A 12018-nucleotide genomic window follows, 5' to 3' on the forward strand; every position below is an offset into this window, starting at 1 on the left:
TGTAGACGTTCACGGGCACGGAAATGTGAGGCGCGGAATTCCTAGGAGCGCCACCGAGTGGTCATGAGGAAGCCGACGATCGCAATCCCGAAGCCTGCCACGATGTTCCACGAGGCCCACTCGCGGATGGGGAGCTGGCCCTCTGTGATGTAGAAAGTAATGATCCAGATCAGGCCGAGGATCATCAGGCCGAACATGACAGCCTTGTACCAAACCGGGTTGGGCTTGTACTGCTGTGCTGCGGAAGTCTGCTGGGCCTGACGGGCAGGCCGCTTGCGGGGCTTGGACTCGGGCACGGATCCTCCTGGCTGTTCGGTTAATACCCGTCCCGCCAGCCTTGATATCCTGCAGGAAGGAAATTTCCAGCGGTTAACGGCCACACGGCGTTCCGGGTTGGTTCTAGCTGTCAAGTCTAGCCGCAACCGGGGGTCCGCCCACGCCGCCCGCGCCCTATGCAAGGAGACCTTGTGGCGCATCAGCAGCAGACGGCGGTTTCAGCCGTGCCGTCCGCCCGCCATGGGCAGGAACTCCGCCCCCGCAAGCGTCTTCGGGCTTCGGACGTCATCCGGAAAATCAGTCAGATCCTGGGAGAACTGCTCATCACGGCAGGCATCGTCCTGCTCCTCTTTGTGGGCTGGGAGCTGTGGTGGACCAACGTGGAAGCAGACGCCAAGCAGACTGAAGCGGTGAAGAGCTTCGCTCAGGACTTCTCCGGCCCCATAACTCCTGCAGCGCCTGCCGCCGCCCCCGTGGACTACGGACCGCCTGTGGTTACGCCGGCACCGGCCTACGCTGGAATGATCGGAATCATCTACATTCCTCGTTTCGGCCCGGACTACACACGCCCCATCATCGAAGGCACCGGTTCAGACGTCTTGGACACCCTTGGACTGGGACACTACGGAAGCACCGCCATGCCTGGCGCCCCCGGCAACTTCGCAGTGGCCGGCCACCGTCAAACCCACGGCGCCGTACTGGATAACATCCACACTCTGGTTCCCGGGGACAAGATCTACATCCAGACGGCTGACGGCTATTACACCTACGTGTTCCGCAACAATCAGATCGTCCTCCCGGACCGCACGGACGTCCTGATGCCCGTTCCCACCCAACCGGGAGTCCAGCCCACGGAAAGTATCCTCACCATGACGAGTTGCAACCCGCGGTTTGGGGCACAGGAACGCATCATCGCGTACTCGATGCTGGATAGTTGGCAACCCGCCTCAGCCGGACCGCCGTCGGAAATCGCCGCCCAAGTAGCCCGGGCACACGGAAAGGGGTAACAGATGTACGCGTGGATCTTCCGTAATTTGCCAGGCCCCCTATGGGTGCGGATCCTGACATCCTTGGTACTGGTGGGCGTAGCACTGGTACTGATGGTCGAGTTCCTCTTCCCGTGGTTCTCCCAATTCACCACTTTGACCGACTCAACGATTGGTTCAGTGCAGCAGCCATGAGCACAACAAAAATCCTTGTAGTGGATAACTACGACAGCTTCGTCTACACGCTGGTGGGATACCTCCAGGAACTCGGCGCCGAAACAACGGTGGTCCGCAACGACGACGTGACACTCGCCGAAGCCACCGAGCTCGCAGCAACCCGCGACGGCGTCCTGGTCTCCCCCGGCCCGGGTACCCCCGCCGAAGCAGGCGTCTGCATCGAGCTCATCAAGTGGTGCGGTGAGGCCGCCAAGCCTATGTTCGGTGTCTGCCTGGGACACCAGGCCCTGGCCGAAGCCTATGGCGGAGTGGTGACTCACGCGCCGGAACTCATGCACGGCAAGACGTCACCGGTCCGGCATGAAGGCAAGAGTGTTTTTGTAGGCCTCCCGTCGCCCGTCACGGCAACGCGCTACCACTCACTCGCAGCGGTCCGGGACTCCATCCCTGACGTTCTGGAAATCACCGCGGAGACCACCAACGGCGTTGTGATGGGGCTGCAGCATAAGACGGCACCCCTCTGCGGCGTGCAATTCCATCCCGAATCGGTGCTCACTGAAGGCGGATACCAGATGCTGGGTAACTGGTTGGAGTCCCTCGGCATGACCGGGGCGGCCGAACGCGCCTCAAAGCTGAGCCCACTGATCAAGCAATAAAACCTAAACCGTCTGTCGCGGGCTGTCGACCGGAAGCGTGCGTCTAAGCGAGCAACGAGCGAGCACGCGGAGGTCGGCGGACGCGACAGACGCAGAAGCCCCCTATTTCTTAGTTGGCGTAGGTGTGGGCTTCGGCGTCGGCTTCTCAGTCTCCGTAGGAGTCGGGGTAGGCGTCGGTGTGGGGACCGGTGCGGGGGCCTTGGCCACCGTGACAGTGACCACCTTGCCCTGGGCCACCTCAGTGTTGAAGGCATCGCTCTGAGCCGTGACTGTTCCCGCCGCAACCTGCGAATTTTCCTGTTCCACGATTGCGATGTTCAGCCCGTTGGCCTTCAGCGCGGCTTCCGCTTCAGCTGCCGGTAACGCGATCAACTGAGGCATGAGGACCTTGCCGGTGGAAACCTGCAGCTCCACTTTGCTTTCCACAGCAATCGCGCCGCCCGGTGCGGGAGCAGTGCCGAGCACTACGCCGGCCGGGACAGTGGGGCTGTGGGTCAAAGCGGTCACTACTTCGCCGGTGATGCCAAGCCTGCGCAAAGCTTCCCGTGCGTCGGGTTCAGTGCGCCCCACGATGTCCGCCGGGATGGTCACTGAGCTGGGACCGCTGGAGATCTTCAGGACGACCTCAGCATCTTGTTCCAACATGGCACCAGCAATCGGCGATGTCCCGATTGTCATGTCCTTGGCCACGGTGTCGCTGGGCTCACGAACAGATGTGGGTTTCAGTTTGGCCGAGTACAGGGCCTGGATGGCCTGGGATTCGGACATGTTGGTGACTACCGGAACGGCAATTTTCGCCGGTGGCGGCGGTTGCATGTTCATGAGGCTGTAGAGCCAGAAGCCGCCGCCGGCCAGCACCAGGACTGTGAAGATCACCAACGTGGCAACCCAGGCTCGACGGCGGGACTTCTGGCGCTCGGGCACCTCACGTTCCGGTGGGAGGCCCAACGGAAGCGGTTCTTCCTGAGGCTGATCGGTCGGTTCGTCCTTAAACTGATCGGCATCGAGGAAGCCTACGGCCGTTGTGCTCAAAAGCTCTGTTGCCGGGTCTTCAGGGTCCACGAGGTCGTTGGGGTCCGTGGGAGCCTCGCTGGCTGCCACCGCGGGTACGGGGATGCCGTTGCTGGCGGCACGCAGGGCCCGACGGAAGGCTGCCGCATCCTGGAATCGATCCGTGCGGCTCTTCTGCAGCGCCTTAACCAACACGGAATCCAGTGCTTCGGAGACCTCCGGGTTGTGGGCGCTGGCCAAGTCCGGGGTCTCACGGACGTGTTGGTAAGCAACCGATACGGGGCTGTCGCCAATGAACGGAGGCCTGCTGGTCAGCAGCTCGAACAGCAGGCAACCGGCCGAGTAGAGGTCACTGCGCGCATCCACCGTTTCGCCACGGGCCTGCTCCGGCGAAAGATATTGGGCAGTGCCCACCACGGCCTGTGTCTGGGTCATTGTGGCGGCAGAATCGGCCATGGCACGCGCGATGCCGAAGTCCATGACCTTCACATCCCCGGTGTCGGCACAGACCATCACATTGGCCGGCTTGATATCGCGGTGGACGATGCCTGCACGGTGGCTGTACTCGAGAGCGCCCAACACACCCAGGGTGAAGCCGACGGAGTCCTCGACGCCAAGCTCGTTGGCCTTGATCATGTCGCGCAGGGTACGTCCGGCCACGTATTCCATGACGATATACGGGACGCGCACGTCTTCGCCCGGCCCTCCAGGTACCGAGTATTCGCCGGTGTCGAAGATGGCCACGATGGACGGGTGGTTCAACGCCGCTACAGCTTGGGCCTCGCGCTTGAAACGGGCCTGAAACTGGGGATCCCGTGCAAGGTCCGCTCGCAGGACCTTGACGGCGATGGTCCGTCCCAGCAGGGTGTCCGTTCCCCGGTAGACATCCGCCATACCGCCACGACCGATCAGCTCGCCAAGTTCATAGCGAGAATTGAGGATGCGCTGGGAGGACACGGGTGTGCTCTCCTCTCGATGCGCAGGACCTGGGCGTGACGTTGACATGGCGGTTTACTTATCTGCTCGGGCTGCCGGTGCCGGTGGGCGTGGCAGTGGACGTCCCGGGATCGATCGGAACAAGTTCCTTGGACAGGTAGTAGGTGACCGTTGAGCCTGCTGCGACCTGGCTGCCGGCTGCCGGCGAGGACCGGACAAAGGTTCCGGGCTGCTGGCCGATTGCACCGTTGACGGGTTCGCCCGCCACCCACTGCAGTCCGGCACCTTCAATGGCTTGCTGAACTCGGGCTTCGTCCACCCCTGGAGCAATGGCGGGTACAGCCACCAATTCCGGGCCCTTGGAGTAGGTCACGGTGATGGTTTCTCCCGGGTTAACAGGACCGGTGGGGTTCAGGCCCGTCACGATACCAACGGGAGCTGTGTCGTCGAAGACTTCCTGACCGTCCACTCCAAGCCCCAAGGCACGAAGTTGTGCGCTGACCGTCTCAAAAGGCTGGCCCTGGTATTGCTCCGGGATGACGTTGATTTTCTGGGGAACCGACTGCGTGGGTTGGGGTGCCTCAGAGGTCTCCGTAGGCCTCGGCGTCGGGGTGGCCGACGCGGAGGTGGGGCTTGCGCTCCGGCTGGCACTGGTGGTGGTGGACTCACTCGGCGCGGGGCTCGGCGAGAAGAATCCCGACTGGGAGATCAGGAAACCAACCAAGGCAAACAGGACCAGAAGGATCAGGGCAACCAAGGGCCACGTCCACGGACTGCGCTTCTTGCGCTCCGGTTCAGCGTCATCGTAGTTCTCGTCGTCGGTGTAAACCACTTCTTCGTCGTCGCTAAGCTGCCGCTCAGCCTCCAGCGCGTTGGCACGCGTCAGGGGGTTGTCAGACGCAGCAGCGGCTCCGAGAGCAGCCCCTGCAGCACCGGCGCCCAGCACCGGAAGTGCGGAGGTCGCCGTCGTCGACTGCTCCTTGCCGTAAGGCGAGGTTACGACGCCGGTGGGTGCTGTTGCGGTGTCCACAGGCGCCGTGATGGGTCCGGTAGTGGATTCGAACAACAGCATGCCGGGTACGGCTGCGTGCGCCGTGGCGATGTCCCCATTGCGGATGGCTTCAGCGGCTTCGGCCAGCTTGATGGCGTTGGCGGGGCGGTTCTTGGGATCCTTGGCCAGCATGGACATCAGGAGAGCGCGCACGGGCGTGGGCAGCGTTTCCGGAAGGGGCGGCGGTGCGTCGTTTACCTGGGCGAGGGCAATGGCAATCTGCGATTCACCGGAGAACGGACGGTGCCCTGTGAGGCACTCGTAGCCGATGACGCCGAGCGAGTAGATGTCCGAGGAGCCCGTTGCCGTCTGGCCCGTCGCCTGCTCCGGAGCCAAATACTGGGCGGTGCCCATGACCTGGCCGGTTTGCGTGAGCGGCACCTGGTCTGCCAATCGAGCGATGCCGAAGTCGGTGACCTTGACGCGGTTGTCCGGCGTGATCAGCAGGTTGCCTGGCTTGATGTCACGGTGGACCAAGCCCTGCGCGTGCGCAACCGCCAGGGCCCGCGCTGTCTGCGAGATGATAGAGAGCGTCATGTCCGGTGACAGGACCTGCTCGCGCTCGAGGATGCCACTCAAGGGGTGTCCGGGCACGAGCTCCATCACCAGATAGGCCGAACCGGCTTCCTCGCCGTAATCGAAGACGTTGGCGATGCCGACGTGGTTGAGCAGGGCAGTGTGCCGTGCCTCGGCGCGGAAGCGCTGGAGGAAGCCGGGGTCACCGGTGTATTCCTCTTTGAGCACCTTGATGGCAACGATCCGGCCGAGGATTTGGTCCTTGGCCTTCCAGACCTCGCCCATGCCGCCAATCGCAATGCGACTGGTCAGCTGGAACCTGCCGCCGAGTGTGATTCCTGAAGTAGGCCTCACTTATTCAACACCGCCTCAAAAATCTTCTTTGCGTTCGGACTGGTTAGCTGGGCCCCGGTTTGCACGTCCACACTCTCCATGACAATGGTGACGGCTACTTGCGGGTCGTTTGCCGGGGCGAACCCGGTAAACCATGAGTTGTTCAAACCTGAATCGCCGAGCTCGGCGGTGCCGGTCTTGCCGGCCACCTTGACGCCGGGAACGGCTGCACCCTTGGCAATGCCATTGTCTACGGCACTGGTCATCCACTCAGTGATCTGACTGGCGATGGGCTGCGTGGTGCTGGTGCGGAGCGCCTCAGGCTTGGGTTCGTTGATGACGCGCAGATCAGGCGCACGGATGGCCTCAACCAGGTTCGGCTTCATCTGCACTCCGCCGTTGGCGATGGCCGCCGTCATCAGGTTGATCTGAAGCGGTGTGGCTTTGACGTCGCGCTGACCCACTGAGGACTGTGCCAACTGGGCCTGGTCCAGGTCCTCCGGGAAGATGCTGGTGGCCTGCTGCAGCTTGAGTTGATCGCCGAAGTCCTGGCCGAAGCCGAACTTCTGCGCCTGTTCCCGGATGGCATCCTGGCCGAGATCAAGCGCGATGCTCGCAAACGGGGTGTTGCAGGACTGCTCAAGGGCAAAGGCGAAGGACGCAGTTTCGCGGACGTTGCAGTTGCCGCCTGCGTAGTTGGGCAGGCTGGCACTGCTTCCGGGCAATGGCAGGCTGCTGGGGTTGGGCAGTTCACTGTCCTTGTTGTACTTCCCTGAGTTCAGTGCAGCAGCCGTATCAATGATCTTGAAGACCGAGCCAGGTGAGAGGAGATTGCCGGTAGGGCCGCTGACGTTCTGGTTCAGGTTGATGCCGGGAATCTGGTTCAGCTGGGCGTAATTGGCCTCCGCAGTGGTTCGGTCATGCGTGGCAATCAAGTTGGGATCGTACGTCGGCTTGGAAGCCATTGCGAGAATGGCGCCGGTCTTGGGGTTGGTCACCACAATGGAACCGCGCTGGCCTTCAGGAATCAGATCCATGGCCAACTGCTGGATGGCAGGATCCAAGGTCAACTCCACTGACGCTCCCTTGGGCTCCTTGCCGAGGAACATCTGGCTCATGCGATCCAGGAACAACTGATCGGAATTGCCCGCCAGAGTTTCCCCCATGGACTGTTCCAAGCCGGTGGAACCAAAGAACTTGGAGAAGTATCCCGTGATGCCGGCATAAAGCTCCGGCTGGTTGTACTTTCGCTGGAAGGCGCAAGATTCAGTCCCGGGAACTGACTCCGCCACAGGCTTTCCACCCACAATGATCGAGCCGCGCTCGTTGCAGAAGGACGCCAAAACAGCTCGCTGGTTCCAGGGGTTGGCATTGAGGTCATCAGCACCAATCACCTGGACGTAGCTGATGGCGCCGAAGATCAACGCGAACATGGCGACGGCAGCCATCCAACTACTGCGAATAGCCTGGTTCATTGTTGCTTCACCGCCTCTGTTGATGCGCTGGGTGTCTGTCCTGTGGCCGGTTTACGTGAGCCCGGGGTGCTGCTGCTTGCCGGAGGTTTGTTGACCATGGGGGTGGTGTCCACTGGACCGCGGGCTGTATTGGAGATCATGAGCAGAAGGCCGACGATTATCCAGTTGGCCAGAAGCGAAGAACCGCCGGCCGCAAGGAACGGAGTGGTGAGGCCGGTCAGCGGGATGAGCCGGGTGACGCCGCCAATGACCACGAAGCACTGTAGGGCGATCGCAAAGGACAAACCGCATGCAAGGAGCTTTCCAAACGCATCACGTGTGCCCAAGGCTGCACGAAAGCCACGGGTAAAGAGCAGCAGGTAAAGCATCACCACGGCGAAGAGGCCAATCAGGCCAAGTTCCTCGCCGATGAGGGCCACAATCATGTCGCTGTTGGCGAACGGAACCAGATCCGGCCTGCCTTGGCCAAGACCAGTGCCTACCAGCCCGCCGTCGGCCATGCCGAACAGGCCCTCCACGATCTGCCCGCTGCCACCGGGGGACCTGCCAAAGACCTCCGGCGTGAACGCATTGATCCAGCTGTCGATGCGGAACGCGACGTGGGAGAAGATCTGGGAGGCAATGAAGCCGCCGCCAAGAATCAACAACAGGCCGATGACCACCCACGAGATCCGGCTGGTGGCCACGTAGATCATCACGATGAACAGGCCAAAGAAGAGGATGGAGGATCCGAGGTCACGCTGGAAGACGAGCACGCCAATGCTCACCAGCCAGGCGGTGATCATGGGACCGAGGTCCTTGAAGCGCGGGAACTGCATGGGGCCGATCTTCCGGCCGGCCAACAGAATGAGATCCCGGTTGGAGGAAAGATAACCCGCAAAGAATATGGCGAGGGTGATCTTGGCGATTTCACCGGGCTGGAACGTCATGGGACCCACACGGATCCAGACACGCGCACCCAGGATCTCACCGGCGGAGATGCCCGGAATCAACGGAAGAACCAGCAGGAACGCACTGGCCGCCAGGGAGATGTAGGTGAAGCGGCGAAGGATGCGGTGATCCTTAAGGAACCAGATCACGGCAATGGAGACCGCCATGGCTATGAGTGTCCAACGGAGCTGGTTGTTGCCGGTATCGTCCCCGGGACCGTCCATCCGGTGAATCAGCGCAAGGCCAAGACCGTTGAGCGCAACCACGATGGGAAGAATTACTGGATCCGCATACTTCGCGCGGAGCCTCAGGACAATGTGGAACGCGAAAGCCGCGACGGCGAGGAGGCTCGACTGGAACCAGAAGTCACTGTCCAGGCCGACTTCCGAGTTGATGCTCACCAGCGCACTGGCGCCGATGCCTACGGCAAGGGCCAGGACGATGAGCACCAGCTCAACGTTCCTGCGGGGCTTGGGGGCGATCTCAGTCTGCATCATTTGGCCGCCTCACAGGGAGTCGGGACGGGCGAAGGAGTAGGGCTGGCAACGGCAGCCGTGCTGGGTATGGGCACAGTGGCTGTCGGAGTCGGCGTCGGGGTGGTAGTAGCTGATCCCGAGGCCGTGGGCGAGGGGCTCGGGCAGTTGGCGGAGGCGCTGCCAGTGTTCCGCAGGTTCTCCACGATGCCCTGTGCGCCGTTGAGGTCACCCGCCGGGACCGTCTGGCGTACGCTCTGCTGGCCGTATTCCGGCAATGAATCCACCCTGATGTCGGTTACGGCTTCAAGCCGGGAAAGCTGAATGGGTCCAAGCCTCTGCGAGATCCCATTGAAAATCGCGACCCGCTGATCGTATTCGCCTACGTAGTACCGCGTCTGTGTCCAGGCATAGCCAAGCCATAGGCCAACCACGACGCCCAAGACCACAACGGCCGCGACGGCAGGCATGAGCCAACGCACGCGTCGACGAGCCGGCTCTTCGACCTCAACACGGTCTTGCTCGGCTTTATGCGTCAGGACAGTCGCTGCCCTGCGTGCCACAGTGCGGCCGGCGACGGTAGGAATGGAGCCCGTCTCAGCAGCGGTGGCGGCGGCGCCAACGAGTTCATGAGGGCGACTGGCCAACTCCTCGCGCAGCACTTCGGCCGACAAGTGCTCACCAAGATGGGGGTCGGTAGTGGCAGGAGGTTCTTTGGACTCGTCCGAAGACGCAGCGTCGTCCTTTGAGTCGCCAGGATCCCCCGCGCTGAACGATGATCCAGCATCGGCCTCCCGTGCGGCCTTGGCTTGGGAGTCGGCTTTGGTGTCTTCTGCCGCCTTGTCCGCAGACAGGTCATCCGCGGACTTGGTGGCCGTGACTGCCTCGGGCTCGTCAACCGCGGCAAGTGCCGCGGCAGGAACGATGTCGACGGCGGCCGTGTTGACGTCGTCGTCCGTCTCCTCCGCAATCTCCAACATCACCACGGTGACGTTGTCCGGGGCGCCGGCTTCCAGCGTGAGGGCCACAAGGATCTCAGCACATTCATGCAGGTCCTTGGTCTCGCGGACCATGCGTTCCACGACGTGGCCCGCTACGTAGTTGAGTCCGTCGGAGCACAGGAGCCAACGTTCGCCAGGCTCGACGTCCAAGACGTCCAGATCCAGTTCAGGGCTGGCATCTACGTCACCGAGGACTCGCATAAGGACGTTCTTGTGCGGATGCGTTTCGGCTTCCTCAGGGCGGAGCCTGCCCTCGTCAATAAGGCGCTGCACGAACGTGTGGTCAATGCTGACCTGCTCAAACTTGTTGTTGCGCAGCCGGTAGGCGCGGGAATCGCCAATGTGGGCGAAGTGAAGCTTGCGGCCCTCCAAGAGCAGGGCGGTAACGGTGGTACCCATGCCCGAAAGCTTGGGATTCTGGTGCACAAGCTCGGAAAGCAGCGAATTAGCGGTCTGGATCTCGTCGGCAAGGACGGTCTCAGCACCCTCCGGATAGTCGTCATGATCAAGGTGGATCATGTCCAGGACCGTTGAAGCGGAGGCGACATCGCCGCCGGCGTGACCGCCCATGCCGTCGGCCACGACTGCAAGATGGCGGCCCACATAAGCGGAGTCGTCATTCTTGGAGCGGATCCGTCCGACGTCGGAACGCGCGGCGTAGCGCATGATCAGCGGGCGCTCCGCAGGCTTTTCCTGGCCTTTGGGGGTCTCGGGAGAAGCCATGGACTATGGCCTCAATTCAATGACCGTCTTGCCGATTCTCACGGGGACGCCAAGCTCAACCGGTAAAGCACGGGTGAGCTGTTGATCGGCCAGGTAGGTGCCGTTGGTGGAGCCAAGGTCCTCGATAAACCAGCGGCTGCCCTGCGGGAACAGGCGTGCGTGCCGGCCGGAAGCGTAATCATCTTCCAAGACAAGCGTGGCTTCCTGTGCGCGGCCGAGCAGGATGGGGCTGGCCGCCAAGGGAACCGTGGTGCCCTTGAGCGGGCCCTCCGTGACTACCAGCGTGCGTGCATGCTGGATTGCCGGTGGCGGAGAAGCTGCGAGCTCAGGATGCTTGCGCACTTCGCGTGCTGTGGGAACGCCAGTGACGGCCTTGCGGCCAATCTGGAAGTCGCGGCGCATGGTGGTCACGATGCTGAAGATCAAGACCCACAACAGAAGGAGGAACCCGAAGCGAAGCGCTGTAATGGTCAGCTCGCTGATGTCGTTCACGCGTGGCCACCCGGGGTTTGGGGGAGGAGGCGGAAAATGATCTTGGTACGTCCCATCGTGATGGTTGAGCCGTCTGTGAGCTCCACGCTGCCGTTCACTTTATGTCCGTTAACGTAACTGCCGTTGGTTGAGCCAAGGTCAACTGCCCAAGTGCTGCCATTCTCGGTGCGGACCTCAAGGTGCTTCCGGGAAACGCCCGTGTCATCCACAAGGATGTCCGCTTCCGAGGAGCGGCCCAGGACAACGGACAGGGCGTTGAGGGAATACCGCTGGCCGCCGATGTCCAGCACAGGCTGCAGGCGGGTGGGTTTCCGCGCCGGGGCAGCCGGAACGTGGGCACGAGGGGCTTGTGGAGCAGCGTCATCCGACGACTTCTCGGTGCGCGAGTTAATTTCGAAGTGACCGGCACGCTCTTCGTCATTGCGCCTGAACGAAATGCGGACGGCACCTTGAAGGGTGTAGCCCTGGCTACGGACGTGCTGGATAACGACGTCGCACAGTTCCTCGGCCAGCGGGGTTCCCCATTCCTGGGCCCTGGCAAAATCCTCGTCGCTGAGCAGGACATCAAAAACGTTGGGAGCCAGCGTCCGCCCGGCTGCGATGGTGATGGACTTGTTGTCCAACTCGCGCCTTAGCTTGCTTGCAATCTCCACCGGCTCAACACGTGCCCGCGACCCCGTGGAGAAGACGTTGCGGACGGCCTTTTCAATGCCGCGCTCGACTTTGTCCAGCAAACCCATGGTCCTTCTCCTTTCCTTGCCGCGGCACCCGTTGTGCCTGGTCCGATAGTCCGTCCATTGCTCCGTCCGCGCACACAGCGAAGTACGCGCCTGACGGCCCTTCCACTTCCCGATACTACTGGGACTGACTGGGAATGGCCTTAATCCACAACGCCTTGCGACCCGGAAAAGTTCGATCCAGGCCCATGTTGGCGCGGGAGGCGGGGGCTGAAATTCTCGTCAGGTTCAGCTGTTGTTAGGGG

At 62.1% G+C, this 12018-nt stretch carries 10 protein-coding genes; 2 read left to right on the top strand and 8 right to left on the bottom strand.

Translation table 11 applies throughout. The features are described 5' to 3' along the window. Positions 1-41: 41 nt before the first annotated feature. Positions 42-296, bottom strand: coding sequence for a cell division protein CrgA (locus tag ARUE_RS00115; RefSeq protein ID WP_043469552.1), 255 nt, complete (start codon positions 294-296; stop codon positions 42-44). A 156-nt stretch (positions 297-452) separates the two neighbouring features. Between ARUE_RS00115 and ARUE_RS00120 the strand changes: the two genes are divergently transcribed. Next, positions 453-1283 (top strand): class E sortase, encoded by an 831-nt coding sequence (locus ARUE_RS00120; protein ID WP_014920290.1) that lies wholly within the window; start codon positions 453-455, stop codon positions 1281-1283. 170 nt (positions 1284-1453) lie between these two features. Further along, entirely contained in the window at positions 1454-2095 is a 642-nt protein-coding gene (locus ARUE_RS00130; RefSeq protein ID WP_014920291.1) for an aminodeoxychorismate/anthranilate synthase component II, read from the top strand. A 102-nt stretch (positions 2096-2197) separates the two neighbouring features. Here ARUE_RS00130 and pknB read toward each other — a convergent pair whose 3' ends face one another. Genes pknB through ARUE_RS00165 form a run of 7 tightly spaced genes read right to left on the bottom strand, consistent with a single transcriptional unit; the run spans position 2198 to position 11776 of the window. Continuing rightward, a complete protein-coding gene (gene pknB / locus ARUE_RS00135) occupies positions 2198-4111 on the bottom strand; it encodes a Stk1 family PASTA domain-containing Ser/Thr kinase (RefSeq protein ID WP_011772807.1) in 1914 nt (637 codons plus the stop codon). 10 nt (positions 4112-4121) lie between these two features. Further along, positions 4122-5963, bottom strand: a complete 1842-nt coding sequence (locus ARUE_RS00140; protein ID WP_011772808.1) for a protein kinase domain-containing protein — start codon at positions 5961-5963, stop codon at positions 4122-4124. Beyond that, complete coding sequence (locus tag ARUE_RS00145; protein WP_011772809.1) at positions 5960-7417, bottom strand: penicillin-binding transpeptidase domain-containing protein; 1458 nt, start codon at positions 7415-7417, stop codon at positions 5960-5962. Before ARUE_RS00145 ends, ARUE_RS00140 begins: the two co-directional genes overlap by 4 nt. Next, on the bottom strand, positions 7414-8844 hold the full coding sequence (locus tag ARUE_RS00150; RefSeq protein WP_014920292.1) for an FtsW/RodA/SpoVE family cell cycle protein: 1431 nt from the start codon (positions 8842-8844) through the stop codon (positions 7414-7416). The genes ARUE_RS00145 and ARUE_RS00150 overlap by 4 nt, the downstream gene beginning before the upstream one ends. After that, complete coding sequence (locus ARUE_RS00155; protein ID WP_014920293.1) at positions 8841-10544, bottom strand: PP2C family protein-serine/threonine phosphatase; 1704 nt, start codon at positions 10542-10544, stop codon at positions 8841-8843. Before ARUE_RS00155 ends, ARUE_RS00150 begins: the two co-directional genes overlap by 4 nt. 3 nt (positions 10545-10547) lie before the next feature. Continuing rightward, entirely contained in the window at positions 10548-11027 is a 480-nt protein-coding gene (locus tag ARUE_RS00160; protein WP_024818875.1) for an FHA domain-containing protein FhaB/FipA, read from the bottom strand. A 5-nt stretch (positions 11028-11032) separates the two neighbouring features. Then, positions 11033-11776 carry an FHA domain-containing protein gene (locus ARUE_RS00165; protein WP_011772813.1) on the bottom strand — a complete coding sequence of 248 codons (744 nt, stop codon included), beginning with the start codon at positions 11774-11776 and terminating at the stop codon, positions 11033-11035. Positions 11777-12018: the final 242 nt, after the last annotated feature.

This window comes from Arthrobacter sp. Rue61a (assembly GCF_000294695.2).
Classification (GTDB): domain Bacteria; phylum Actinomycetota; class Actinomycetes; order Actinomycetales; family Micrococcaceae; genus Arthrobacter; species Arthrobacter aurescens_A.

What these genes read in the sequence shown, in the direction of transcription:
- ARUE_RS00145 (WP_011772809.1), bottom strand. Translation starts at nt 7,417, where the DNA reads ATGAACCAGGCTATTCGCAGTAGTTGGATGGCTGCCGTCGCCATGTTC.
- ARUE_RS00130 (WP_014920291.1), top strand. Translation starts at nt 1,454, where the DNA reads ATGAGCACAACAAAAATCCTTGTAGTGGATAACTACGACAGCTTCGTC.
- ARUE_RS00165 (WP_011772813.1), bottom strand. Translation starts at nt 11,776, where the DNA reads ATGGGTTTGCTGGACAAAGTCGAGCGCGGCATTGAAAAGGCCGTCCGC.
- ARUE_RS00120 (WP_014920290.1), top strand. Translation starts at nt 453, where the DNA reads ATGCAAGGAGACCTTGTGGCGCATCAGCAGCAGACGGCGGTTTCAGCC.
- pknB (WP_011772807.1), bottom strand. Translation starts at nt 4,111, where the DNA reads ATGTCAACGTCACGCCCAGGTCCTGCGCATCGAGAGGAGAGCACACCC.
- ARUE_RS00150 (WP_014920292.1), bottom strand. Translation starts at nt 8,844, where the DNA reads ATGATGCAGACTGAGATCGCCCCCAAGCCCCGCAGGAACGTTGAGCTG.
- ARUE_RS00155 (WP_014920293.1), bottom strand. Translation starts at nt 10,544, where the DNA reads ATGGCTTCTCCCGAGACCCCCAAAGGCCAGGAAAAGCCTGCGGAGCGC.